Origin of the sequence: Campylobacter sp. US55, assembly GCF_004378955.1 — a bacterium.
GTDB classification, from domain to species: domain Bacteria; phylum Campylobacterota; class Campylobacteria; order Campylobacterales; family Campylobacteraceae; genus Campylobacter_D; species Campylobacter_D jejuni.
The window spans coordinates 1-24342 of sequence record NZ_RYYF01000008.1 but is presented as its reverse complement, the minus strand read 5'-3'; the positions used below and the strand labels follow the sequence as shown (position 1 = coordinate 24342).

General features: G+C 28.5%; 26 protein-coding genes and 1 pseudogene. 14 read left to right on the top strand and 13 right to left on the bottom strand.

The window, feature by feature from the left end; genetic code table 11:
• Window positions 1–2 precede the first annotated feature (2 nt).
• From frr to ELQ07_RS06290, 3 genes are all read right to left on the bottom strand, one after another.
• On the bottom strand, window positions 3–566 hold the full coding sequence (frr, locus tag ELQ07_RS06300) for a ribosome recycling factor (RefSeq protein WP_079460285.1): 564 nt from the start codon (window positions 564–566) through the stop codon (window positions 3–5).
• A gap of 9 nt (window positions 567–575) precedes the next feature.
• Window positions 576–947, bottom strand: a complete 372-nt coding sequence (secG, locus tag ELQ07_RS06295) for a preprotein translocase subunit SecG (RefSeq protein WP_002854650.1) — start codon at window positions 945–947, stop codon at window positions 576–578.
• Window positions 948–1051: 104 nt separating this feature from the next.
• Complete coding sequence (locus tag ELQ07_RS06290; RefSeq protein WP_002851668.1) at window positions 1052–1747, bottom strand: Bax inhibitor-1/YccA family protein; 696 nt, start codon at window positions 1745–1747, stop codon at window positions 1052–1054.
• Window positions 1748–1906: 159 nt separating this feature from the next.
• On the opposite strand from ELQ07_RS06290, the gene ELQ07_RS06285 reads away from it, so the two are divergent.
• Together ELQ07_RS06285 and ELQ07_RS06280 are read left to right on the top strand one after the other, a co-directional pair.
• A complete protein-coding gene (locus ELQ07_RS06285) occupies window positions 1907–2542 on the top strand; it encodes a carbonic anhydrase (protein WP_002851887.1) in 636 nt (211 codons plus the stop codon).
• Window positions 2539–4422, top strand: a complete 1884-nt coding sequence (locus ELQ07_RS06280; RefSeq protein ID WP_088303824.1) for a mechanosensitive ion channel family protein — start codon at window positions 2539–2541, stop codon at window positions 4420–4422. The genes ELQ07_RS06285 and ELQ07_RS06280 overlap by 4 nt, the downstream gene beginning before the upstream one ends.
• Window positions 4423–4444: 22 nt before the next feature.
• Here ELQ07_RS06280 and ELQ07_RS06275 read toward each other — a convergent pair whose 3' ends face one another.
• The 4 genes from ELQ07_RS06275 to ELQ07_RS06260 all read right to left on the bottom strand — a co-directional run bounded on the left by ELQ07_RS06275 (window position 4445) and on the right by ELQ07_RS06260 (window position 8489).
• Window positions 4445–5416, bottom strand: coding sequence for an iron-sulfur cluster assembly scaffold protein (locus ELQ07_RS06275; RefSeq protein WP_088303823.1), 972 nt, complete (start codon window positions 5414–5416; stop codon window positions 4445–4447).
• Window positions 5417–5425: 9 nt separating this feature from the next.
• Window positions 5426–6607 carry a NifS family cysteine desulfurase gene (locus ELQ07_RS06270; RefSeq protein WP_002858709.1) on the bottom strand — a complete coding sequence of 394 codons (1182 nt, stop codon included), beginning with the start codon at window positions 6605–6607 and terminating at the stop codon, window positions 5426–5428.
• Between the two features lie 177 nt (window positions 6608–6784).
• Window positions 6785–7186: a bacteriohemerythrin gene (locus tag ELQ07_RS06265; protein ID WP_002851900.1), complete on the bottom strand. Its 402-nt coding sequence runs from the start codon at window positions 7184–7186 to the stop codon at window positions 6785–6787.
• Between the two features lie 136 nt (window positions 7187–7322).
• Entirely contained in the window at window positions 7323–8489 is a 1167-nt protein-coding gene (locus tag ELQ07_RS06260; RefSeq protein WP_134224897.1) for a hypothetical protein, read from the bottom strand.
• A 158-nt stretch (window positions 8490–8647) separates the two neighbouring features.
• Between ELQ07_RS06260 and rpmI the strand changes: the two genes are divergently transcribed.
• Window positions 8648–8839: a 50S ribosomal protein L35 gene (gene rpmI, locus ELQ07_RS06255; protein WP_002777995.1), complete on the top strand. Its 192-nt coding sequence runs from the start codon at window positions 8648–8650 to the stop codon at window positions 8837–8839.
• Window positions 8840–8932: 93 nt separating this feature from the next.
• Window positions 8933–9286 carry a 50S ribosomal protein L20 gene (rplT, locus tag ELQ07_RS06250; RefSeq protein ID WP_002880898.1) on the top strand — a complete coding sequence of 118 codons (354 nt, stop codon included), beginning with the start codon at window positions 8933–8935 and terminating at the stop codon, window positions 9284–9286.
• 53 nt (window positions 9287–9339) lie between these two features.
• Here rplT and ELQ07_RS08340 read toward each other — a convergent pair whose 3' ends face one another.
• Entirely contained in the window at window positions 9340–10467 is a 1128-nt protein-coding gene (locus tag ELQ07_RS08340) for a methyl-accepting chemotaxis protein (protein ID WP_070316639.1), read from the bottom strand.
• Window positions 10443–11316, bottom strand: a pseudogene (locus ELQ07_RS08335) (FIST N-terminal domain-containing protein). Before ELQ07_RS08335 ends, ELQ07_RS08340 begins: the two are co-directional and overlap by 25 nt.
• Before the next feature lie 193 nt (window positions 11317–11509).
• Between ELQ07_RS08335 and cheP the strand changes: the two are divergent.
• Together cheP and cheQ are read left to right on the top strand one after the other, a co-directional pair.
• Window positions 11510–12367 carry a cheVAW transcriptional regulator CheP gene (gene cheP, locus ELQ07_RS06240; protein WP_002933722.1) on the top strand — a complete coding sequence of 286 codons (858 nt, stop codon included), beginning with the start codon at window positions 11510–11512 and terminating at the stop codon, window positions 12365–12367.
• Between the two features lie 24 nt (window positions 12368–12391).
• The gene (cheQ, locus tag ELQ07_RS06235; RefSeq protein ID WP_079264939.1) at window positions 12392–12871 is read left to right on the top strand and encodes a cheVAW transcriptional regulator CheQ; all 480 of its coding nucleotides are present in this window, start codon (window positions 12392–12394) and stop codon (window positions 12869–12871) included.
• Here the strand turns inward: cheQ and ELQ07_RS06230 are convergent.
• Both ELQ07_RS06230 and ELQ07_RS06225 read right to left on the bottom strand, forming a co-directional pair.
• Window positions 12840–14150 (bottom strand): MFS transporter, encoded by a 1311-nt coding sequence (locus ELQ07_RS06230; RefSeq protein WP_002866386.1) that lies wholly within the window; start codon window positions 14148–14150, stop codon window positions 12840–12842. The genes cheQ and ELQ07_RS06230 overlap by 32 nt on opposite strands.
• A gap of 2 nt (window positions 14151–14152) precedes the next feature.
• The gene (locus ELQ07_RS06225; protein ID WP_002851965.1) at window positions 14153–14308 is read right to left on the bottom strand and encodes a highly acidic protein; all 156 of its coding nucleotides are present in this window, start codon (window positions 14306–14308) and stop codon (window positions 14153–14155) included.
• Between the two features lie 92 nt (window positions 14309–14400).
• Here ELQ07_RS06225 and moaC point away from each other — a divergent pair, with 92 nt between their 5' ends.
• The 3 genes from moaC to ELQ07_RS06210 are packed head-to-tail and all read left to right on the top strand — an operon-like array spanning window position 14401 to window position 16265.
• Entirely contained in the window at window positions 14401–14874 is a 474-nt protein-coding gene (gene moaC / locus ELQ07_RS06220; protein WP_070316637.1) for a cyclic pyranopterin monophosphate synthase MoaC, read from the top strand.
• Window positions 14852–15115, top strand: a complete 264-nt coding sequence (locus ELQ07_RS06215; RefSeq protein ID WP_088303818.1) for a DUF493 family protein — start codon at window positions 14852–14854, stop codon at window positions 15113–15115. Before moaC ends, ELQ07_RS06215 begins: the two co-directional genes overlap by 23 nt.
• Window positions 15105–16265, top strand: coding sequence for a hypothetical protein (locus ELQ07_RS06210; protein ID WP_088303817.1), 1161 nt, complete (start codon window positions 15105–15107; stop codon window positions 16263–16265). Before ELQ07_RS06215 ends, ELQ07_RS06210 begins: the two co-directional genes overlap by 11 nt.
• Before the next feature lie 19 nt (window positions 16266–16284).
• On the opposite strand, the gene ELQ07_RS06205 is transcribed toward ELQ07_RS06210, so the two are convergent.
• Window positions 16285–17043 (bottom strand): exodeoxyribonuclease III, encoded by a 759-nt coding sequence (locus ELQ07_RS06205; RefSeq protein WP_052791911.1) that lies wholly within the window; start codon window positions 17041–17043, stop codon window positions 16285–16287.
• A gap of 117 nt (window positions 17044–17160) precedes the next feature.
• Here ELQ07_RS06205 and eptC point away from each other — a divergent pair, with 117 nt between their 5' ends.
• Genes eptC through ELQ07_RS06180 form a run of 5 tightly spaced genes read left to right on the top strand, consistent with a single transcriptional unit; the run spans window position 17161 to window position 23555 of the window.
• A complete protein-coding gene (eptC, locus tag ELQ07_RS06200; RefSeq protein WP_134224896.1) occupies window positions 17161–18696 on the top strand; it encodes a lipid A/FlgG phosphoethanolamine transferase EptC in 1536 nt (511 codons plus the stop codon).
• Window positions 18693–19049 (top strand): diacylglycerol kinase, encoded by a 357-nt coding sequence (locus tag ELQ07_RS06195; RefSeq protein ID WP_070316635.1) that lies wholly within the window; start codon window positions 18693–18695, stop codon window positions 19047–19049. Before eptC ends, ELQ07_RS06195 begins: the two co-directional genes overlap by 4 nt.
• A complete protein-coding gene (locus ELQ07_RS06190; RefSeq protein ID WP_070316634.1) occupies window positions 19046–19291 on the top strand; it encodes a replication/maintenance protein RepL in 246 nt (81 codons plus the stop codon). Before ELQ07_RS06195 ends, ELQ07_RS06190 begins: the two co-directional genes overlap by 4 nt.
• On the top strand, window positions 19281–20276 hold the full coding sequence (gene pyrC / locus ELQ07_RS06185) for a dihydroorotase (protein WP_088303816.1): 996 nt from the start codon (window positions 19281–19283) through the stop codon (window positions 20274–20276). The genes ELQ07_RS06190 and pyrC overlap by 11 nt, the downstream gene beginning before the upstream one ends.
• A 9-nt stretch (window positions 20277–20285) precedes the next feature.
• On the top strand, window positions 20286–23555 hold the full coding sequence (locus ELQ07_RS06180; protein ID WP_134224895.1) for a type ISP restriction/modification enzyme: 3270 nt from the start codon (window positions 20286–20288) through the stop codon (window positions 23553–23555).
• A 6-nt stretch (window positions 23556–23561) separates the two neighbouring features.
• On the opposite strand, the gene ELQ07_RS06175 is transcribed toward ELQ07_RS06180, so the two are convergent.
• Window positions 23562–24272, bottom strand: a complete 711-nt coding sequence (locus ELQ07_RS06175; protein WP_070316631.1) for a class I SAM-dependent methyltransferase — start codon at window positions 24270–24272, stop codon at window positions 23562–23564.
• Window positions 24273–24342: the final 70 nt, after the last annotated feature.

The window sequence follows — 24342 nt, the reverse complement described above, 5'->3', positions numbered from 1 at the left end:
CGTTAAACCTTTAAAAGTTCACTTTCTTTGCTTTTTACACTCTCATCAATTTTTGTTGTGTAGGTGTCGGTAAGTTTTTGTACTTCATCATAAGCTTTTTTTGCTTCATCTTCGCTTATTGCCTTATCTTTTTCTAGTTTTTTAACTGCATCGTTGGCATCTTTGCGTATATTTCTTATAGAAACTTTTGCCTTTTCACCCATAGCTTTAGCTTGTTTTACATTTTCTTCTCTTTGCTCTCTAGTCATCGGAGGGAAAAATAATTTTACACTTTCGCCGTCATTATTTGGATTTACACCGATATTTGCAGCTGCAATAGCACTTTCTATGGTTTTTAGTAAAGGTTTTTCCCAAGGAGTGATGCTAATAGTTGAAGCATCACTTGCTAAAACAGTTGCTACTTGATTTAAAGGAGTTTGAGTTCCATAATAATCCACTGTAATATGATCTAAAATATGGGTATTAACTTTTCCAGTTCTTAAAGTGGTGAAGTCTTTTTTTAAGGCTTCTAAAGATTTTTCACTTTGGGTTTTTTGTTTGTTAAAAATTTCACTTAGCATTATCATTTCCTTTAATTATTTACTTGAATTAACATCGCTTGGAAGTTGTGGTGCACTTGGAGCGATAGAATTTGTGTTTGGGGTAGCAGGCACAATAGGAGCACTTGGAATAGTAGTGTTGTTGTTTTCTACTTTAATTTTCTCTGCTAAAGAGTCCTTGCTAGCTTTATTGTATAAATAACCAAGACCAATAGTATTTGCAATAAGTAAAATTCCCATGACAAAGGTAAATTTTGCCAAAAATCCAGCCGGTCCTTTGGCGCCAAATAAACTTTCATTGCTTCCACTATAAGCTCCAAGTCCTATACTTGAACTTTTTTGAAGTAAAACTGCTATACAAATAACTACAACGATGATAAATTGTAAAATGATTAAAAGAGTGATCATTGAAAATTCCTATAAAGTTAATTTTTAAATGATTATTTTAACTAAATAAAACTTGAAAAGTTTTGAAACTTGAAAAGTTTTTGTGAGAAAAATCCCACAAAAACTTATCTGCTATTGAAGCTTCTTAAGATATTAAGTAAAGATACGAAAAGATTAACAAAATCAAGATAAAGTGCTACTGCACCTTCGATTGGGGTTTCATAATTTCCGCGGATAATATTTTGCGTATCATAAAGAATGTAAAATGAAAATAATATTGCAGCTACTGCTGAAATAGCTAGATTAACTATACTGCTTTGGAAGAAAAGGTTTAGTAAAGATGCTGCTACAATAACGATCAATACTATAAATAAAGCTTTACCCATAACAGTAAAATCTTTTTTTGTATTCATAGCAAATACACTAAGTCCTGCAAAAGCAACTGTTGTTAAAGCAAAAGCTTGAGCGATGATAATTCCTCCAGCTGGTAGAGCTAAAACTGAAATAAGTAAAGGTGTAAGCGTTAAACCTGAGCAGAAAGTAAAACCAAAAAGTAAAACAAGATTTAATGGAGCTTCTCTTTTTTTCCATTGCAAAGCAAATAAAAGTCCGATTTCAACAGCAAAAAGGATCCAAAAAGTTACTTGTGATTGTATAAAAAATGATGCTAAAGCAAAAATTCCTACATATGCACCTACTGTTGCAGCTAATAATGAAGCAGCAAAAAGTTGATAAGTTTGTTTAATAAAAATACTTAATTCGCTTGAGCGTGTATTTTCAAATTCTTTTGATCTTGAGTAGTCTCTATCATAAAGACTCATAAAATTCTCCTTGCAAAATTGTTAGATTTTTTAAAATCTTGAGCGAAATCTAACATATTAGACTAAATAAAAAGTTAATTTATATAATATCTTATACTTAAATGAAATCTTTGCTGAAATTTTGTTATAATTTCAAGATTTTAGTTTCAGGTTGGTTCTATGGAAAATCTTATTAGCGGTGCGATTAAGTTTATGCAAGAAGACTTTAAGGAGCATGAAGAACTTTTTGAAAGTCTAAAAAATAAGCAAAATCCCCATACTCTTTTTATAGGTTGTTCTGATTCTAGAGTAATTCCAAATTTGATCACTAATACGGGTCCAGGTGAGCTTTTTGTAATACGAAATATTGCAAATATAGTTCCACCTTATCGCGTTGGAGAAGATTACTTGGCGACAACTTCAGCAATAGAGTATGCTTTAAATTCATTGCATATTAAAAATATCGTCGTTTGTGGCCATAGTAATTGTGGAGGTTGTAATGCTCTTTATTATTCTGATGAAGAATTAAATAAAATTCCTAACGTGAAAAAGTGGCTTACCATGTTAGATCCGATAAAAAAAGATGTGATGATTTTTGCAAGAGACGATTTGGCTATGCGTTCATGGCTTACAGAAAAATTAAATTTAGTAAATTCTTTGCAAAATATACTTACTTATCCAGGCGTGCAAGAAGCTTTAGATGAAGGAAAAATAGAAGTACATGCTTGGTATTATATTATAGAGACAGGTGAAATTTATGAGTATGATTTTAAAGCAAAAATTTTTACTTTAATACAGGATAGGAAAGTTCAATGAAAAAAATTATTTTTAGTTTATGTTTTTTTATTTTATACCTTGGAGCACAAGAATTTAAATTTATTGATGCGAATATTAGTAAAGAAGATGAAGGAATTTATGCTTTAGTTGAAAAATATGTTGATCTTAACAATCAAATTAAAGAATTTAAGAAAAACAATGATGAAAATTCAAGCACTTTTAATGGTATTTTAAGTGAATTTGAAAAAGACAAAAAGACTATTTTAGCAAAAATACCCGATATGATAGTAGGACAAAAGATTAATGAAGAGGCAGTGGCTAGATTTTTAAAAGCAAAAGAAAAATTACTAGATGTTCAAAAAAAGAATATTAATAAGCCTTACATTTATACAGATGCCACTCTTAATCTAGTTTATTTTAACATTGTGGAAAGTTTTTATTCTTCTTTGTTTGAAGTGGAAAAACTTTTTAAAAATACAGCAAGCAGTGAAGATTTGATTGCTACTGTTGATAAGGCAATGGAAAATTTACAAAATTCTTCTAATGTTAATTTAGATAGTTTTAAAAGCAAAATTACAAATCCAGAAGAATTAGAAAAAATTACCCTAAAAGAAAGATATATCAGTAATGCTGTAGATTCTTATTCTGAAATTCTTAAGTATTTACGTTCAAATGCAGATTTGCTTGAAAGTAATTATATTTTTTCACTACTTGAGCTTCAAGTTTGGATAGATCGTATAAATGAGGCAATTGGGGTAAGTTTTGTTAATATCGGAAAAATAGTAATTTCTGCTTTGGTTTTAGTATTTTTTATATCTTTAAGACGTTTTTTTGCAAATATAGTATATTTTTTCCTTGTTCGGCTTTTTTATAGAAATAAAAATGATGTAGATGATATTAAAGTTATTTTTATTGAGAATATTAAAAAACCAGTGAGTTTTTTTCTGATTGTTTATGCTATTTCGATTTGTCTTACTATAGCAACTTATCCTGCACCTTTAAGTATTAATTTGAGTAATTTTTTCCACATAATTTATGCGGTTTTGATTGCATGGCTTATTTTAAAAATGCTTGATGGTTATGGAATGGTACTAGTTTCTAAGCTTGCTCAAAAAAGCGGAAAAAAAGAAGTTGTAAATTTAATTATTAAAATTTTATATTTTGTTATTATTATCATAGCTTTATTATATATCCTTGCTCAGCTTGGTTTTAATATTTCGGCTATTATTGCATCTTTGGGAATTGGTGGTTTAGCTGTTGCTTTAGCAGCGAAAGATATCATTGCAAATTTCTTTGCTTCTATACTTTTACTTTTTGATAATAGTTTTAATCAAGGAGATTGGGTAGAGGTTTCAGGTATAGAAGGAACAGTAGTTGAAATAGGACTTAGAAAAACTACTATTAGAACTTTTGATAATTGTCTCGTATTTTTACCAAATTCAACTATTATGGGAGCTAATATCAAAAATTGGAGTAAAAGACGCATGGGTCGCCATGTTAGAATGTATTTGGGTGTTGGTTATGATGCTACTCCTGAAAAATTAGATCAATGTGTAAAAGATTTGAAAGAATTTTTGGATACAAGTGATTTGGTAGCTCACGATGAGGATAGTGCATTAAAATATGGTGATCATACGACAAAATATCGTCAAAATCTTGTATCTATTAACGATTTAGAAGGCTATAAAAATGCTTGTTATGTGGCTTTAAGCGAATTTGCAGATAGTAGTATTAATATAGAGCTTTATTTTTATACCAAAAAAATAGGAGCAAAAGATTTTAGGGAAGCTAGACAAAGCTTAATGCTTGAGTTTATGCGTATAATCGAAAAAAATGGCTTAACTTTTGCTTTCCCAAGTCGCAGTATTTATATAGAAAATTTACCACCTCTTGATTTGCAAGCAAAAGCTATAAAATAGCAAGATTTTATCTTGCTATTTTTTAAACCGGCATAACGCGTATATTTGGACTTAATTCTTCTTGTAAAATTGTTTCAATAGCATAAAGTGTCGCACCACTTCCACTAGAACAACCACTACAAGCACCAAGATAACGAATATAAACGTCAATTGCTGCACCTTCAGCCTTTTGTATATCAATCACTTCCAAATCTCCACCATCATTATGAAGCATAGGGCGAATTTCAGCATCTAAAACACTTTCAACTGCTTTTAATTGTCCTACTACGGTCATTTCATCAAAAGCCACATCACTTTTCATTGTATTTTTGAGTTTTTCTCTATCCATCTCGGCTCTGGTTTCAGCTAAAATATCTACAAGGTAATAATCTCTTTTTTCATGTCCGCCTGGTTTGATACAGGACTTGCAAAAAGCACCTGCTTTAGTATATTGTGTGATTTCTTCTACACTATGCAAATCATTAAGTTTAATCACTTCTTTAATGGTTCCAAGACTTACTCTAGCGCACTCACAAACTATAATTTGATCTTCAAAATCTTCAGGACTTATACCTTTATAATGCGCTGCTGCTTGTTTGATTACATCATAAGCCATAACTGAACAGTGCATTTTTTGAGGTGGAACAGCTGGAATTTCTGGATTATCTCTCATGGCAAATTCCACATCTAAATTTGTGATTTTTACTGCTTCATCTACAGTTTTTCCTATACAAAGATCCACCATAGTATCACTACTTGCTATAGCTGTACCACAACCAAAACTTTTAAATTTTGCATCGATAATTTTATCAGTTTTTTCATCTACAAGCCAAAAAAGTCTTACCGCATCGCCGCAACTTTCTGCACCAAAATCAGCTACGATCAATTTTGCATTGCGTGCTTTAGCATCTTCTTCACTAAATTCTCCCATATGTTGAGGATTATTCATTCTATCTTGAACTTTTTGTGAATACTCATCCCAAATGGATCCACCAATTAAACTATTTTTTCCCATTTTTCATCCTTATTTGTAATTATTTGGATTATAAGCATAAGTGCAAGAAATTGCTCTTAATCTCTGTGTTGCATTTTTAATTTGTTTTGCTGCATAATCAATTTCTTCTTCAGTGTTAAAACGTGACAAAGAAAGCCTTAAAGCTGTATGCGCTAAATCATGCTCCGCACCGATAGCTTCCATAATAGGATTGCTTTCTAAAGCTTCACTTGCACAGGCTGAGCCCGTACTTGCAGCTATACCATTTTTATTTAAATCCCAAAGCATTGCTTCGCCTTCAACACCTTTAATACTTGCTAAGATTGTATTAGGCACACGGTGTTCCCTTTTTCCAACCACTGTTGTATCAGGCAAGGCCAAAATTTGATCTTCTAGTTTATCTCTTAAACGGCGTATATGAGAATCTTCAAAATCAAGCATAGTATTTGCAATACGCAAAGCCTCGCCCATAGCCACTATGTAAGGTACATTTAAAGTTCCACTTCTACGACCACCCATGTGTTCTCCACCGTGTAAAAGTGGAGTAAGTTTAAGTCCTTTTTTTATAAAAAGTCCACCCACACCCTTTGGTCCATGAAATTTATGTGCTGAAAATGAAGCAAAATCAACTCCTACTTGAGTTAAATTAACCTTTATTTTACCTACTGCTTGAGTAGCATCTGTATGAAAAAGAGCACCAAATTCATGCGCAAGTTCTGCCATCGCTTTAATATCAAAAATCATACCTGTTTCATTATTTGCCCACATAACACTTACAAGTGCTGTTTTATCGCTAATCACTTTACGCAAATCTTCTACAGTAGAAACCCCTTCTTCATTTACAGGAAGTTCTATGACTTTTACTCCAAGACTTTTTAAAAAATAAGCAGCAGCAGTAACAGCAGGGTGTTCTACACTAGAAATAATCACTTCATTGCGTTCTTTATCTAAAATATGATCAAAATACACACCCTTAAGCACCCAGTTAATGCTTTCTGTCGCACAGGAGGTTACAACTATGTCATCTAGGTCATTTGCTCCAAGTCCTGCATAAAGTTTATCCAAAGCTTCTCTTAAGGCAGGATGTGTTGCGCTACCATATTGATGAAGGCTATTTGGATTTCCATACATATCCTTTAAAAAAGGTAGCATCAACTCATAAGCATTAGGATCAAGCATTGTCGTTGCGTTGTTATCTAAATATACTTTCACTTTAAAATCCTTAATTTATCCTTAATTTTAATTAGGATATTTTTTATCTTTATTTGAAAACGGATAATAACAAAAATTTATAAAAATTAGGTTAAAAATTATAACAAAAATAAAATGCTAAAGTAAAATTTTAAAGTGAAATATTTTGTGAATTTTATATAGCAAAAATGAGAAATACTATTTCTTAAATTTTTCTTCGTAATACTTTACTATCTTTGAATCTTCTTTGGCTGTATGTTTAAAGATAAAATCTTGAACAACGAGATTTAATTTTTCGGTCATTATATTTACAAATTTAGCTTCACTGATGATAATTTCTTCAATTTCTAAGATAATTTTTCTATGAATTCTTGTATGATGGTTGATATAAGGATATTCTATTTCTCTCATAAAGGCTTCTTCATCTGAAAAATGTCTATTGATCATTATCAACAACTCTCTTAAGACAATTTTTAACTCTTTTGTTCCAACATGACGTTGGTTCATTAAAGAGAGTTTTTTAGAAATTTCAAAAAGTTCTTTATGTTGATGATCTAAAAGATCATTATTCATCGAAATAATTTTTTCATTATAAGTCATGGTTTTGAGTACTTTTATATTTATATTTTTTGAGAGCGGATTATAATGCTATAATACTTAAAATTTTATTAATTAATTATATAAAAATTATTATTATTAAAGTATTTATAATTTATATATTTTTTAAAAAATTATTTTAAACCATCACAGACATATAAGAGTTTAGAATTTTATTTATATTTGCTTGTTTTTGACGACGATCTAAAAAATTTTCTATAGAGCTAGAACGTAGTTGATTTACTTCTTCTAATCTTTGCGTATCTTGACTTTGGTTTTGATATTGTTTTTTAAGAGCATCAAAATCATTGCGATTTTGATCGATATAAATTTGAAATATTGAACTTGAATTTGCAAATTCTCTTAAATCCATATCTTTTTGGTAGTTAATATATTGTTGAAAAAATACAGATAGTTTGTCTTGAGTGCTTGTTTTTTTATCTACGCCATTAACATAAAGATAAAGATCAAAACTCATCTTTTTTTCATTTTCTTTTTTGATGTAATCTTCTATATCTGTTTCGCCCTTGAGAATTTTTTGTAAATTTTGATGAGAGCTTAGTTCTAAAGTGGCAGGTTTCATAAAAAAGTTAAATTCTTTTTCGTTTTGAGTTTTTATATCATGGTAGATAAAATTCATTAAAAGACCAGATTTTGATACTTCTGCATTTTTAGTTAAATAAGGTTTTAAAATTTCATTAGAAGAAGTGTTTTCTATGGCTTTATCAAAATGAAAATTAGTTATTTTATTATCTAACATTAAAGTATTTAAATTTGTGATATTGCTTAATGCCAAATCAATTTCTTCTTGATTGTTGTAAATTCTTGAAATTTGGCCTAAAAATTCTCCATTATCTGTTGAAAAACCTGATGATAGTTTTGAAATAAGATCGCGACTTAAATAAGCATTATCATCTTGTAAAAATTCTGAATTTATAGATTTTAATGAACTATGATAGCTATTTAAAAGATAAGGTAGATCAATTTTATTGTAGTTTAAATTTTCATCTTGTTTTGTGAGTTCTTTTGCTATGCTTCTAACGCTTTTAATGTTGATATTATAAGATTCTGGTATATTTGCAATTTTATTTAAATCTTTATCAAAAAAACCTTCTTCATTGATTCTAAATCCAAATTCACTGGCATAAGTGGTATTATTAAAAATATAACTTAATTGTTCTAAGCTATTTTCATTTCCTTCTTGTTCTAAAGCTTTGTTATCTTTAATCAAATTTAAAGCAGAGCTATTCTGTAAAGGATTAGATAAGGTTAAATTTTGATACGGATTTGCCGAATTTATAGTCATTTTAAATCTTTCCAAAATATTGCTGATTTTTTTATAAGCAAAAGGTGTGCCAAGTTTTTTTTAAAAATTAAATTCAGTCAAAAATTAGAAAAAATTTGATAGTATTTAGCTTTTCTTTTAATTTGAAAAATAAAAATTTATCTAAATAAGGAAAGCGTATGCCAAAGATGAAAAGCGTTAAAAGCGCAGTTAAACGCTTCAAAGTAGGTAAAAATAAAATCAAAAGAGGCTCAGCTTTTAGAAGTCATATTTTGACTAAAAAACCTGCAAAAAGAATGCGTGATCTTCGCACAGCTAAATATGTGCATAGCACAAATGTAAAAGCTGTTGAAAAAATGCTAGGAATTTAAGTTTTTGACTAAAAGTCATTCAAACTCCCCTTTGAAATAAAATTTCAAGGGCAAGCTCCAAATTTGGACGCCACTTTATGAAAGGAAATAAAAATGGCAAGAGTAAAAACAGGTGTTGTTAGACGCCGTAGACATAAAAAAGTTTTAAAATTAGCGCGTGGTTTTTATAGTGGACGCCGCAAACATTTTAGAAAAGCAAAAGAACAATTAGAAAGAAGTCTAGTCTATGCTTATCGTGATAGACGCCGTAAAAAAAGAGACTTCCGTCGTCTTTGGATTGTGCGTATCAATGCTGCTTGTAGGCTTAATAATTTAAGTTATTCAAGATTTATTAATGGTCTTAAAAAAGCAGGCATTGAACTTGATAGAAAAATTCTAGCAGATTTAGCTATGAATGATGCTGCTGCTTTTGCAAAAATTGCAGAGGCCGCAAAAAAAGCACTTTAATTTTTTTAGTGTAAGAATTTCAAGATTTTCGATTTCTTGAAATTCTTAATTTTTTAGTATTGATTTAATTTAGCTAGAACATCTTCATAACATTTGAGTTGATTTACATTTTTTTCAAAATCTTCGCTGACATTGCTTCTTTGTTCTAATTTATCTGAAATTTCTTTACCTGAATTTATAAGATTTGAAATGATTTTGGAAAATTCATTGGATTTATCCCTTATAAAATTCATTTCTTGAGTGCTAGAATTGGAACTTTTTGCAATGGATTGTATGGTCTGAATAACTAATTTAATAGCTCCTTCCATTTCACCTAGACCCATTTGGGTATTTTCTGAAAGTTTTCTAACTTCATCAGCTACAACTGCAAATCCACGACCAAGTTTTCCAGCTCTAGCAGCTTCTATACCTGCATTTAAAGATAAAAGGCTAGTTTGTTCAGCAATCCCTGAAATAAGATCTAAAATACTATTTAATTGATCTATATTTTTCAAAGAAGATTGCACTTCTTTTTCTAAATTCATTTTTTCTTCGCTTTGGTAAAGGTTGTATTCTAGGTAGTTAGTGAAATTGGTAAAACTTTCACTAATAGTTGTAAGACTTCTTCTTATATTTTCAAGTTCTTCAAAAATTTCTTTAAATATACTTGTATTTTTATCAATTTCTGATGTATTTTGTTTGAGTTGATTTAAAATTATTTTATTAATCTCATTTGTCATTTCTAGTTTTTGAGCTCTTATATTAAGATAATAGTATTTAAAATCGCTGTATTTTTGTATGAAAGTTTTTAAATATCTAGGTTTGAAATCATTAAAATTTTCAACTTCATAAAAAAATATTGCCACTAAACTTTTTGCAATTCCCACTCCATAAATTTCTCCAAAACTAGAAAAACCAACTATAGGAAAATCATTAAAATGGATTTGATTTAAATATTCTTTGTTGTGAAGTCTTCTTAAGATACAATCATTAAAAATTGCTCCTAGTGGTTTTGGTTTATTAAGAGAAAATTTTTCGTAATCTTTTTTTATGGCTTCAATAAAATTTGTTTTTTTAAGCAAGCTTAATTCTTGAGCACTTTCTATATCACAATAACTAAATAATGTTTTATCTGGGTTGATTTCCATAGGGGAAATAAGATAGTCTTCTCCAATTTTTAAAGCAAAAGTATATTCTTGCATTTTATTTTTAAGTTCTTCAAAAGTACAGTTAAAATAATTACATAAAGCTTCAACCGCGTTGATGGATTGAAAGGTTTTTTTATCAATAAATTCACGTACTGTCCTATCATATAAGCTTGCATCAAGTATAGTAAAGGTAATGTTGCTTTGAGGATTGAAATTTTGAGACTTCATTAAATCAAAACGATACTTAGGTTTAAATTGAACATGTATGCTTAAAGCTTGATTTTTTAATATTTCTCCATTATAAAATATAAATGTTCCGCTAAAGTCCATATTTCCACTAGATCCACCTCCTACTAAAGCACAAGGATAGGGGTTGTGTTTGTATAAAAGTTCTAAAAGAGAACTTTCGCTTTGACTTAAACCGTCATAAATTAAATAATGTAAAGTATTTGTGCAGTGTGCTTCAAAAGGTATATTTATAGATAAAACTTCTTTTTCTATCAGTTTTTTTCTTTCTGTATAATCTTTTATATTGCTAAAAAGCTTGATTTTATTTGCGCAAAGATTTTCTACCATATCTTCACTAAAAAGCATCAAACTTATTCCTTGGATATTTTGTTTATAGGGACTATTTTCAATGTTTGAGTTAGAATCAAGGTTGCATAATAAATCAGTAGCACTGCTTAAGATGATATCACATTGTTCATTTATAGAATTTTGAATCTTATTTCCTATGATCGCTAGATTAAGTTGATACGACACAAAGCCTATGATTAATTTTGGCTTGATATTTATTTTTTTCAATTTTTCTTCAAGTTCATTTTCTTGAAGATATAGAGCTTCTAAAACTTTTTTACTTTCTTCTTTTTTTGTTGAGCTTTTATTTTTAAAATTAAAAAACATCAATTTAACTCCATTAAAACTATTTTTTAATTACTAGTTAACTAAATCAAAATGTCATAAATTCAAGCATTTACATTTATTTGTAATTTTTATTATACCTTAAGCAATAAAAAAATGCAATAAGTAAATTAAATTTTAGATATAATTGTAAATCTATGAACAACATTGAATATTAAATAAGGATGTATTAAATATGATCGGAGATATGAACGAGCTTTTATTAAAAAGCGTCGAAGTTTTGCCACCTTTGCCTGATACTGTAAGTAAGTTAAGAAAATATGTAAGTGAGGCTAATTCAAATATAGAAACCATGAAAGTTGCTGAAATTATTTCAAGCGATCCGTTGATGACGGCTAAGCTTTTGCAATTAGCAAATTCTCCTTATTATGGTTTTACAAGAGAAATTACAACCATAAATCAAGTGATTACTTTATTAGGTGTTAGTAATATCATCAATATAGTTACCGCTGATTCCATTAGGGATAGTTTTAAAATAGATGTTTCGCCATATGGTTTGGATACTCAAGTTTTTTTAAGAAATTGCAACGAAGAGGCAACTTTTATCACAAATTGGCTTAATGATGAAGATAAAAAACTTTCTCATCTTTTAGTTCCTTGTGCAATGCTTTTAAGATTTGGTATTGTTATTTTTTCAAATTTTCTTATACAAAATCATAAGGATAAGGATTTTTTAGCTTTTTTAAATAAAAATGAAAATCTTGCTTTAGCAGAGAATGAATTTTTAGGTGTAGATCATATTTCTTTCTTAGGATTTTTGTTGCATCGTTGGAATTTTGATGATGTTTTGATTGAAAGTATATGTTTTGTTCGCACTCCTCATGCTGCTCGTGAAGAAGTGAAAAAATCCGCTTATGCTCTAGCAATAACAGATCATCTTTTTACTCCACATGATGGCTCTTCTCCATTTAATGCAAAAGCTGCAGTTGCTTTACTTGAAGAGGCAAAAACTCAGGGAATTAATTTTGATTTAAATAATCTTTTATCCAAGCTTCCTAGCAAAGCTAAGGAAAATTTAGATAAAGAAGATTAAAGAGCCTTTAGATTCTAAATTATAGTGATGAAAAGTTTAATCTTACCTCCTAATGAATTTTTAGATCATTATATTTTAAACGCTGAATTTCATCGTTTTGCTGGAATTTCAAAAAATGCTTATAAATTTTGGAAAAATGTAGAAATAGGTAGATATCAAGGAACAAGAATTGTATTTTTGCATAGAAATTGCATTTTAGAAAAACATCAGCAAGCTTTAAGGCAGTGTAATGGTTTAAATGGTTTTGTATTGGCAAGTGCTTTTTGCTCTTTTACTGGATTAGCTCCCTCTCATTTAGTGGAAAAAAATAATTCTTCTATTTATAAACTTTTAGAGCTTAAGGAGATTTGCGGGATTAAATTTGTTAACCTAAAAAAATTTTATGATTTTTTAGGGCTAAATTATCATCAGCATATTTATATAGAAAAATGCCATTTTTTTAGCCCAGCTCCTTTTGAAAAGCGTATCAAAATCACTGAGAGTATGTGCGTTGGGTATTATTAAGATAAGAAAAAATAAATGCACATAGCAAAGCTATAATAGCCAAAAAGAAAACATAAATTCCCAAAGAAAAACGCCAAAAATTACTTAAATTATCTAAGGCAAAACTATGCAAGAAAAAAGCAAGTTGCGGAGTTAAACCTCCAGCTATAGCATAAGCAATATTATATGAAAAAGAAAGTCCTGAAAATTTAATTTTTGCATCAAATACTTCACTCATTATTAAAGGACAAAAATTCATCACTCCGCTAAAAAAACATACAAGTAAATATAAGCAAGCTACTAGGTTAAAATCAGCATTTTGTCTATATAGAGTATTAAAATAAAGCAAGCTTACAATTCCAAAAAAAACACTAAAAAATACACAAGATTTGATAATGCCTATTTTATCCGCTAAAATTCCACTTATAATACACCCTAGGCAAATAAGTAAAATTCCACCTATTTGAAGATAGGTTTGTATAGAAGTGTTAATTTGAAGTATTTTTGCCATATAGCTAGGCATAAGCAAAATCATTACAACAATGCAACCTGTCAAAACCCAAGTAATCATCATAGAAAGAACAATTCCCATTTTAGCTTTTTTAAACACTTCTTTTAAAGGAAATTTTTCTAAAGCCTTGTCTTTTTTCATTTGTTCAAAAACAGGAGTTTCTCTTAAAAATTTTCTCAAATAAGCAGAAATAATCCCAAAAATTCCACCTAAAAAGAATGGAATTCTCCAAGCCCATTCATGAAGTTCTTCTTGGGTATAAATTTTATTCATAATTAAAAAAACTAAACTACCTAATAAAATTCCACCTACAACCGAAGCGGTTAAAATTCCCAAATAAGTTCTTTTTTGACCTTGTGGTGCGTGTTCGTATACAAAAACCCAAGCTCCAGGAAGTTCCCCGCCTATAGCAATGCCTTGACAAATGCGTATAAAAACTAAAAGCACAATACAAAGAAAACCTATGCTTTCATAATTTGGAATAAAAGCTAGAGTAAAAGTTGGAATAACCATTAACAAAATACTAATCATAAACATTCTTTTGCGTCCAAATTTATCTCCAAAATGCGCCAGTATCACACCTCCCAAGGGACGCGCTAAATATCCAGCCGCAAATATTCCATAAGTATTAAACATTTGCCAAAAACTACTTAAATCTTTTGGAAAAAAGTTTGTTGAAATATAATTTGCAAAAAATACAAAAATAATAAAATCATAAAATTCTAAAGTTCCACCTAATGATGAAAGTCCTAAAACTTTTATATCTTTTTGATTAAGGGTTTTGCTCATTCTTAATCCATCTCATAAAAATCATCATCATTGTTATCATCATCGTATTCATAATCATCATCATCATAATTATAATTTTTATGGTGATTTTGTGGATATTCTTCATCTTCGTTTTCATAATCATCGTAATTTAAATCTTCTTCATCTTCATAAGCCATTGTTTTCTCCTTAAATAAAAATACAAAGCTTATTTTATCTTAAATTTGTTTGGTTTTGCTATAATTTTTATAATTTTTTAAAAGGTGAATTTATGAAATTAAGTCATTTAGATGAAAAAAATCATCCTAAAATGGTAGATGTAAGCGATAAAAATATTACTTCAAGAATAGCCACAGCTAGCGGTATGATATATGTGAGTCAAGAAGCTTTTGATGTAATTAAAAACAATACTGCAAAAAAAGGTCCTGTTCTTCAAACAGCTATTGTTGCGGCTATAATGGGGGCTAAAAAAACAAGTGAAATTATTCCTATGTGCCATCCTTTAATGCTTTCTAAAGTTGAAACTGATATTGTGGAATTTTTTAAAGAATGTGCATTTAAGCTTATTGTAACAGTTAAGTGTGAAGGTAAAACAGGAGTTGAAATGGAAGCTTTAAGTGGGGTTAGTATAGGACTTTTAACTATATATGATATGATCAAGGCTATAGATAAATCAATGAGGATTACGGATATAGTGCTTGAAAGCAAAGAAGGAGGTAAAAGTGGTAAATTTGTGCGATCTTAAAAAAGAACCTCAGATCAATTATCCTACTTTTTGGAATTATAAGGTGATTTTTGAGGTGCATATTAAGGCAAGTGAAATTTTTCAAGAAATTTTAGGTCAAAGAGAATATAAATTTGAACATTCGAATTCAAGTGCGAGTGGAAAATATCAAAGTTATTTATTAAATGTTTATGTTGATAGCAAAAAAGATCGTTTGGATATATTTGATAAATTAAAAGCTAAAGCAAAATTTGTACTTTAAGAAAGAAGGAAAAATGAAAAATACTTTAATTATTTTTGAAAATTCTTTATCAAATCTCGGTAAAGATGAAGCAAGTGATTTACTCGAAGACTTGAGTTTTAATCTTGCGTATAAGCAAATTTCACATAATCCTCATGAAACAAAAAAAGTTTTAAATTCTCTTTTGGTTGAATTTTTAACTATTTTGAAAAAACTTGATTTTTTTGATGATGAAAATGTTACAAAGGTTATCAAAGCTTTGGTTAAGGCGAGTATTGTAGATGCTCAAAATTCACTTTATGAGTATATTAGCGAAGCTGAATTATTAAACAAACAGATTGAAAATCAAAAGAATTTGATTAAAAATCAAATCAGCGATAATTTTTTTGAATTCGAGAATATTTTACAAGAATGTTCTTTTTGCGATGAATTTAGTGGCGGTTTAAATGATGCTATTTTATTTGATATAGAAATGCTTGGAATTTTAAAAGAAACCGCTGAAAGTGCTTTTTTAACTACATTAGAAAAGGCTGAAGATATAGAACTTACAAGTAGTGAAATAGCTAAAAATCTCGTATATAATGCCATTTGTGAAGCTCATTTTGAAAAAGAAAGAATTTTAAAAATTTCAAGTATTATTTTAAATACCGCTTTTGAAATAGCTAATGAATCTATGGCTTATGCAAAAGATCTTTGTTTAGGTGTGATTAAAGGCGCAAGAGATGGTATTGTTTTAGCAATGGAAAAATTTAAAGCTTCATTAACTTATGCAAATTTTGAAGAAGATGTTAGTTTAAAAAGTAAAGAACTAATAGGTATAGAAGATGATTTTATTGCTCTTTTAAAAAAAGAGATTCAATTACAAAATGATCCTTGTAAGAGTATAGTTGAGAATTTGCTAGAACATGAACTTGATAATCTTTTTGCTAAATTTAGACGTCTTGCAGGTGAAAGCAGAGAGCAACTAATATTAGTTTTAAATGATATTAAAAAAAATCCAAAGATTAATGATTTTAACAAACTTACTCAAAGAAAATTAAATCGTTTTAAACAAGAAATTTTTGAATTAGAAAAAATTGCTAGTGAAAAATACAAAGATTTAAATTCTAAAAAAGCTAAAAAGCTCGGTGTAAGACTTTGGGAAAAAGCAAAAAAATTTGTTAAAAAATAATATCCCATTTTTTGGGATATTAAATATCTATTTCTATACCTACAGGTGCGTGATCAGAGCCAAAAATATCATCTCTTATGAAAGCGTTTTTAAGTTTATCTTTTAACCCCTTTGAAATGAAAAAATAATCAATCCTCCAGCCTACATTTCTTTCTCTTGCTTTCATTCTATAGCTCCACCACGAGTATTTTTCTTTGATTTCACCATTAATTTCTCTAAAAGTATCTATAAAACCAAGTTTTAGCAAATCATCAATCCAAGCTCTTTCTATAGGTAAAAAACCTGAAGTGTTGGCATTGACTTTTGGGTGGGTAAGATCGATTTCTTTGTGAGCGGTATTGACATCACCACAAATGATAATTTCAAACCCATCTTTTAAAAGCTTATCCAAATATACTAAAAAATCTGCATAAAATTTCATCTTAAAATTTAAACGCTCTTCATCTTTTTGACCATTTGGAAAATAGATATTAAAAAGTGCGATATTTTTAAAGCGGTGTTCTAAAACCCTACCTTCTTCATCATCAAAAAATTCGCATTTTTTTACTTCACTATCAAAATTACAAAGACTCATTACTCCAGAATATCCTGCTCTTTTAGCAGAATTAAAATACATGTGTTTAAAAGGATATTCATAAATTTTTTTAGGAAATTTATCTTCATGTGCTTTGATTTCTTGAAAACCTATAAAATCAATCTTTTCTTGTGCTATCCAATCAAGTGCATTTTTATCACAAATGGCTCTTAAGCCATTTACATTCCATGAAAGTAGTTTCATTGTTTTCCTTAAAATTTTCATTAAAAGTGTAAATCATAACATAAAAAGATTTAAAACTACAATCCATTTAAAAAAATTCAATAAAATTAAAACCTTAAATTTGAAGGAGGGATTTATATGCTTAGATTAACTTGGTTTTGGTTTACTTTTTTAAATTCTTTAATGATTGCAATATTAAATTTTAATTTATTTGAGTTTGTGTATGAAAAAAATAATCAAAATTGGTTTATAACTTTTGTTTTCATTATAGCTTATTTTGCATTGGTTCATGCGATTTTTTCTTTATTTTTTGTGAAATTTTTTACCAAATTTTTTTCTATACTGTTTATAATATCATCTTTTTTAAGTGTTTATTTCATTAGTTTTTATGGAGTGCTTATAGACTCTGATATGATACAAAATGTTGTTCAAACAGATATCAAAGAAGTAAAAGATTTGTTAAATTTAAAATTGATCTTATTTGTTGTTTTGGCTTTATTATTGGTTTTTTATGTTGTTAAAGTAAAAATTGATTATGGTAGTTTTAAATCTCATATGAAAATTAAAATTATCAATATAATATCGGCTTTGATTGTGGTTAGTGCGGTTTTAATTCCTTTAAGTAAAACTTTCTTGCCTTTTTTTAGAAATTACAATGAAATAAGGATGTACAATACACCTTTTTATCAATTTTATGCCGTATATCGTTATTATATTCGTTTTGTAAAAGCTAAGCCAGAATTTAAAACCATAGCTAATGATGCTTATAGAGAAAACAATCACACTAAAAAAATTTTGGTTTTGGTAGTAGGTGAAACCGCTAGAGCGGCAAATTACTCTTTGGGTGGATATGCTAAAAATGATACCAATTTCTACACTAAAAAAGATAATGTAGTCTTTTTTGATAATTTTTCATCATGCGGAACAGCAACAGCGGTAAGTTTACCTTGTATGTTTTCTATATCCAAGCGTAGAGATTATTCGAGTTCAGAATTTCAAGAAAATGCTATGGATATACTTTATAAAACAGGTGTAGATGCTACATGGTTTGATAATAATTCTGGTGGTTGTAAAGGGGTTTGTGATAGATTGGCTTATAAACAAAAGCTTTCTAGTGATTTGGATGAAAATTTACTCACTCCTTTTAAAGAAAAATTAAATCATTTAAGTGATCAAAATATAATAGTTCTTCATTTACAAGGTTCTCACGGGCCAACTTATTATAAACGCTATCCAAATGAGTTTAAAAAATTTACTCCAACTTGTGATACCAATGAACTTTCAAAATGTGATAGTAAGGCTTTAATCAATACTTATGACAATACTTTACTTTACACAGACTATCTTTTAAGTGAGATTATAAAACTATTAAAAGAACAAAAAGATTATGAAAGTTCTTTGTTTTATCTTTCAGATCATGGTGAAAGTTTGGGCGAAAATGATATTTATCTTCATGGTATGCCTTATGCTATAGCGCCAAGTTATCAAACTCATATTCCTGCTATTTTTTGGAGTAATGATGAAAATTTAATGAATTTAGCTAAAGAGCATAAAGGTTTAAAACTTTCTCAAGATAATCTTTTTAGTACTCTTTTAGGATATTTTGATGTAAAAACAAGTGTTTATGAACCAGAATATGATTTATTAAATCCTAAACTTAAGGCAAATCCATGAAGCCTAAATATCATTTTTTAAATAACGCAAGATATGCTTTAGAAGGGATTTTTGCTTTATTTAAAAATGAAATGGCGTTTAGAATTGAACTTTGCATTATTATCCCTGCGATAGTTTTTAGTTTTTTCTTAAAAGTTAGTTTTTTGGAGCATTTGTTATTGGTAAGTGTCTTAATGCTTATCTTAATTGTAGAAGCTTTAAATTCGGCTATTGAAGCTTGTGTTGATTTAGTTACTAATGAATGGCATGAAAAGGCAAAAATCGCTAAAGATTGTGCGAGTACGGCAGTGTTTTTTAGTCTGCTTTTAGCTCTTTTTGTTTGGGGCTTTATTTTATATAGTATTTACTTATGAAATTTGAAAATTTAATACGAGAAATTTTAGGAAAAAAGCGTTTTGAATTGTTAAAATTTTTATGTGAAAATGCCGATGAAAATGGTTTTATTATGATTAAAATCAGTGAGCTTGAAGAAAAATTAAATCAAAGTAAACCTACTATCATCACTACTTTTAAGTTTTTAGAAGAAAAAAAGCTTTTTAAGCGCCTTAAGAATGGATTTTATCAGCTAAATATAGGAGGTAAAAATGATACTTAAAAATCCTTTAGATATGCATTTGCATTTAAGAGATAATCAAATGTTAGAACTTATCGCACCTTTTAGTGCAAGAGATTTTTGTGCAGCTGTGATTATGCCAAATTTAATCCCTCCACTTTGTAATTTAGAAGATTTAAAAGCTTATAAAATGCGTATCATTAAGGCTTGTAAAGATAAAAATTTCACTCCTTTAATGACACTTTTTTTTAAAAATTATGATGAGAAATTTCTTTACAGTGCTAAAGATGAAATTTTTGGCATTAAGCTTTATCCAGCAGGAATTACAACAAATTCAAATGGCGGAGTTTCAAATTTTGATATAGAGTATTTAAAACCTACTTTAGAGGCTATGAGTGATTTAAATATTCCTTTGCTAGTGCATGGTGAAACAAATGATTTTGTAATGGATAGAGAAGCAAATTTTGCCAAAATATATGAAAAATTAGCTAAAAACTTTCCAAAATTAAAAATTGTAATGGAGCATATTACCACTAAGGTTTTGTGTGATTTATTAAAAGATTATGAAAATTTATACGCAACTATTACTTTGCATCATTTAATGATAACGCTTGATGATGTAGTGGGTGGTAAGATGGATCCACATTTATTTTGCAAGCCTATTGCAAAACGCTATGAAGATAAAGACGCTTTATGTGAGCTTGCTTTTAGTGGCTATGAAAAGGCTATGTTTGGAAGCGATAGCGCGCCTCATCCATTGCACACTAAAGAATGTTGTGGTTGTGCCGCAGGGGTTTTTAGCGCACCGGTGATTTTACCTGTATTAGCTGAATTATTTGACAAACATTCAAATGAAAAAAATTTGCAAAAATTTATCAGCGATAATGCTTGTAAAATTCACGCTCTTAAATTTGAAAAAGAAAAAATTATAAAACTAGAAAAACAAGAATGGCAAATTCCACAAAAATACGGCGATGTAGTGCCATTTATGGCAGGGAAAACTTTAAATTTCAAAGTCGCAAATTAAAGGAAATTAATGCTAAAAACTTATTTAGAAAACATAAAAGATATTTCTATCAATGATAAGGAACATACACATAGAACAGCTTTGCAAAATTTATTGCAAGCTATAAAAGACAATCAAGACAAGCAAAATAAAATCTCTATCAAACAAGAACCAAACAATGATAAAGAAGGTAGAGGCGCTCCGGATTTTTTAATTACAAAAGATTTTCTAACACTAGGTTACATAGAAAACAAAAGAGTAAATGCAAATCTTGATAACATCATAAAAAGTGATCAAATTTTAAAATACACAAAATTAAGCCCAAATATCATTCTCACAGATTATTTAAGATTTGTATTATTAAGCTTAAATGAGAAAAATGAAATTATCATTTGCAAAGAAGTAAAAATTTGCTCTCTTGATGAGATTAAAAGCATTGTTAAGAATCAATCTTTACTAGAAACAAAAACAAAAGAACTAAACGAGCTTTTTGCTATCTTTTTTTCTAAAATCCCAAATCCCATAAATTCAGCTCTAGATTTTGCAAATCATCTAAGCCTAAGAACAAGAATTTTAAAAGATGAACTTTTATTATCAAGCAAAAATGAAACTTTAATAAGTTTATTTAACACCTTCAAAGAAACACTTTATAAAGAATTACATTATGAAGAATTTTGTGATTCTTTTGCACAAACTCTAACTTATAGTTTATTTTTAGCAAAATTAAATAACAACACTACAAAAGAAATAGATCTAAATAATGCCAAAAAATTCATACCAAAATCATTTCCATTAATCCGTTCTATGAGTGGATTTTTAGATGATAGTTTTGAAAATTTAGAAAGCATAAAATGGCTTTTAGAAGAAATCATAAACATTATAAATCACATAGACATTACAAGCATTATAAAAGAATTAAACAAAACAGGCGAGAAAGACTTATTTAATCGTCCTACTATTTTATCTACTCACAAAGATCCTTATTTGCACTTTTATGAAACATTTTTAGCAAGTTATGATCCAAAGCTTAGAGAAGTAAGGGGAGTGTATTATACTCCTGCGCCTGTAGTAATTTTCATCATCAATGCTATTGATGAAGTTTTAAAACAAGATTTCAATCACAAAAAAGGATTAAGTGAAGCTTTGGATAAAAATATAACTTTGCTTGATTTTGCCACAGGCACTGGCACCTTTTTACTTGAAGCTTTTAGAAAAGCTTTAGAACCTATAAGCAAAAATAGCGTTAATTACAATCCAAAAGCTTTGATAGACAAATTTTGCGGTTTTGAATTTTTAATAGCACCTTACACCATAGCGCACTTAAAACTTTCTCAAAGCTTCAAAGAAGAATTTAACTCCCCGTTAAATGATAATGAAAGTCTTAAAATAGCACTAACAAATACCCTATATTCAAAAAGCACAACCCAAGAAGAAAATTCACAAAATACACTTTTTACGCTTGCTGATTTAACCAACGAATTTAAAAAAGCCCAAAAGATAAAAGAAGAGCAAATTCTAATTATCACAGGCAATCCACCATATAGTGGAGCAAGTAGTAACAAAGGCTTATACGAAGATGAGATCAAAATAAGCTATGGTTTAGAACCAAGCAAAGCAAATCTTAACAAAGAACAAAAAGAATATATAAATTTATATTTTCAAGAAAAAACTAAGCAAAACACAAGCACTTTTAAAGCTATATACGAAAAATACAAACTAGAAAATGAAAAAAATCCAAAATGGCTTTTAGATGATTATGTAAAATTTATACGCTTTGCTCAAAGTAAAATCGACTCTCAAGAAAATGGAATTTTTGCTTTTATTTCAAACAATGGCTTTTTAGATAATCCTACCTTTAGAGGTATGAGATATTCTCTAATGCAAAGCTTTGATAAAATCTACATACTTAACTTACACGGCGATACTAGAAAAAAAGAAAAAGCTCCTGATGGAAGCAAAGATGATAATGTCTTTGATATCATGCAAGGTGTGAGTATAAATATCTTTATAAAACAAAATTCAAAAGTCAAAAATACAAAGATTTATTATCATGATTTATACGGCAAAAGAAAAGATAAATACGAATTTTTATATGAAAATAACTTAAATTCTATAAAATGGACTTTAGTTAAAAACAACGAGCCTTTTTATCTTTTCTTACCACAAAATAATGACTTGTTAGAAGAATACAACAAAGGCATAAGCGTAAAAGATATTTTTATGCTTTCAAGTGTAGGGATTGTTGGTGGTAGAGATAAATTTGTAATATCAAATTCCGATAATTTAGAATCTTTAGAAAATCTTAAAACAAAAATTAAAAGATTTTTATCATTAGATATAGAAAGCGCAAGAAAGGAATTTGATTTAGGACAAGATTCTAGAGATTGGAAAATAGAATACGCATTAAAAGAACTAAAAGATACTCAAAATAATTCATTTAATTATAAGAAAATTCACTATCGTCCATTTGATGTTCGTTGGACTTATTATACAGGAAAATCAAAAGGATTTCATTGTATGCCTAGAGGAGAAATTTTTGAGCATTTTTTAGAAAATGAAAATATAGGATTAATTTGCGATAGAGGAACAAAATTAAATAATATTAATAATATTTTTATTAGTAACAAAATCATAGATTTGCATTTAGTGGGTAGTGGTAGCTATATTTATCCACTTTATCTTTACCCTACAACTAGAAGTAAAAGATTCCTAAAAAAAGAAAATCCAAATTTTAATGAAGAAAATTTCACCTCAAAAATAGAAAATTTCAAAGAAAGCTTTAGAGCTTTCATAGATGAGCTTTACAAAGAAAAATTCTCACCAGAAGACATACTAGGCTATATCTATGCTGTGCTTTTTCATAAATTTTATAGAGAAAAATATCTTGATTTTTTAAAAACTGATTTTCCAAAAATTCCTTTTACAAAAGATAAAAATACTTTTAAAAATTTAAGCAAACTAGGCTTAAAACTTGTAAATTTACATTTATTAAAAAATGATGAGTTAGATTTTAATGTAGGTGAAGCCTTGTTTAAAGACATTAAAAATAAAAATTTAAAAATACAAAAAATCAAATACAACAAAGACACAAAAGAACTTTTCATAAACGAAAGCTTGTATTTTACTAAAGTAAGTCTTGAAATTTATGAGTTTAAAATAGGCGGTTATGCTGTGCTAGATAAATACTTAAAAAGCCACAAAGAAGAAGACATAGATCATAATCATTTTACCTTAATCATACAAACTTTAAATGAGACTTTAAAAATACAAGATGAAATTTCAAAAATCAATCTTAGCTAGTATATACTAGCTAATGATTAAAAGTTTTATCTTAGCCTCTATAATCTCTTCTACTTCATCTTTTACAAAGCTTTCTAATTCTTGTTTGTTTATATTAATACCATTCATACTTAAATGCCACAAAGCATTTTCTATCGCACTTTGTTTGTCTCTTTTTACAACTCTAGTTTCGTTAAAAATTTCATACTCATAAGGGATATTTTGTGCATTTAAAAAACTTTGCAAATCACTTTCATAAAAACCTTTAAAATGTGTGTTAAAATGTTCAAATATAGGATCTAAAAAGCTACTTTTACGCCTACTTGCCCAGCCTAAATACACCTTTTTAGAAGCCAAGCTTAAAAAAGCTTTATAGTCTTTTTCATTTTGTAAAGCGGGAGACATACTCAAAAAGGCTAAGTCAAATTTTGCGTTATTATTTTTATAAAAGTTTTCAAAATCTAAATTTAAAGTTTTTACATTTGATATAGCATGAGTTTTTGCATCTTCTTGTAAAATTTCAAGCATAACATTTGCACTATCTAGAGCTAAAATTTCTTTAGCTTCTTTAGCTAAATGTAAAGTCCAAACCCCAGTTCCACATCCTATATCTATAACGCTTTTATCTTGAAAGGAAATCTTTAAATTTTGCAAATATTCGAAAGTTTGCTTTTGTATGGTGTTTAAAGTGTTTTGATATCTTGTGTAAGTTTTGGCTTTTTTATCCCATAGATTCATATATTTTCCTTGATAAAATATATAAAATCATAGCATAAATTTTTAAAATTCAAGCCCTTTTTTGGGCTTG

Bases quoted from the DNA above. Each gene is read 5' to 3' on its own strand.
- frr (WP_079460285.1), bottom strand. From the start codon at position 566: ATGATAATGCTAAGTGAAATTTTTAACAAACAAAAAACCCAAAGTGAA.
- secG (WP_002854650.1), bottom strand. From the start codon at position 947: ATGATCACTCTTTTAATCATTTTACAATTTATCATCGTTGTAGTTATT.
- ELQ07_RS06290 (WP_002851668.1), bottom strand. From the start codon at position 1,747: ATGAGTCTTTATGATAGAGACTACTCAAGATCAAAAGAATTTGAAAAT.
- ELQ07_RS06285 (WP_002851887.1), top strand. From the start codon at position 1,907: ATGGAAAATCTTATTAGCGGTGCGATTAAGTTTATGCAAGAAGACTTT.
- ELQ07_RS06280 (WP_088303824.1), top strand. From the start codon at position 2,539: ATGAAAAAAATTATTTTTAGTTTATGTTTTTTTATTTTATACCTTGGA.
- ELQ07_RS06275 (WP_088303823.1), bottom strand. From the start codon at position 5,416: ATGGGAAAAAATAGTTTAATTGGTGGATCCATTTGGGATGAGTATTCA.
- ELQ07_RS06265 (WP_002851900.1), bottom strand. From the start codon at position 7,186: ATGACTTATAATGAAAAAATTATTTCGATGAATAATGATCTTTTAGAT.
- ELQ07_RS06260 (WP_134224897.1), bottom strand. From the start codon at position 8,489: ATGACTATAAATTCGGCAAATCCGTATCAAAATTTAACCTTATCTAAT.
- rpmI (WP_002777995.1), top strand. From the start codon at position 8,648: ATGCCAAAGATGAAAAGCGTTAAAAGCGCAGTTAAACGCTTCAAAGTA.
- rplT (WP_002880898.1), top strand. From the start codon at position 8,933: ATGGCAAGAGTAAAAACAGGTGTTGTTAGACGCCGTAGACATAAAAAA.
- ELQ07_RS08340 (WP_070316639.1), bottom strand. From the start codon at position 10,467: ATGCAAGAATATACTTTTGCTTTAAAAATTGGAGAAGACTATCTTATT.
- cheP (WP_002933722.1), top strand. From the start codon at position 11,510: ATGATCGGAGATATGAACGAGCTTTTATTAAAAAGCGTCGAAGTTTTG.
- ELQ07_RS06230 (WP_002866386.1), bottom strand. From the start codon at position 14,150: ATGAGCAAAACCCTTAATCAAAAAGATATAAAAGTTTTAGGACTTTCA.
- ELQ07_RS06225 (WP_002851965.1), bottom strand. From the start codon at position 14,308: ATGGCTTATGAAGATGAAGAAGATTTAAATTACGATGATTATGAAAAC.
- moaC (WP_070316637.1), top strand. From the start codon at position 14,401: ATGAAATTAAGTCATTTAGATGAAAAAAATCATCCTAAAATGGTAGAT.
- ELQ07_RS06205 (WP_052791911.1), bottom strand. From the start codon at position 17,043: ATGAAACTACTTTCATGGAATGTAAATGGCTTAAGAGCCATTTGTGAT.
- eptC (WP_134224896.1), top strand. From the start codon at position 17,161: ATGCTTAGATTAACTTGGTTTTGGTTTACTTTTTTAAATTCTTTAATG.
- ELQ07_RS06195 (WP_070316635.1), top strand. From the start codon at position 18,693: ATGAAGCCTAAATATCATTTTTTAAATAACGCAAGATATGCTTTAGAA.
- ELQ07_RS06190 (WP_070316634.1), top strand. From the start codon at position 19,046: ATGAAATTTGAAAATTTAATACGAGAAATTTTAGGAAAAAAGCGTTTT.
- pyrC (WP_088303816.1), top strand. From the start codon at position 19,281: ATGATACTTAAAAATCCTTTAGATATGCATTTGCATTTAAGAGATAAT.
- ELQ07_RS06180 (WP_134224895.1), top strand. From the start codon at position 20,286: ATGCTAAAAACTTATTTAGAAAACATAAAAGATATTTCTATCAATGAT.
- ELQ07_RS06175 (WP_070316631.1), bottom strand. From the start codon at position 24,272: ATGAATCTATGGGATAAAAAAGCCAAAACTTACACAAGATATCAAAAC.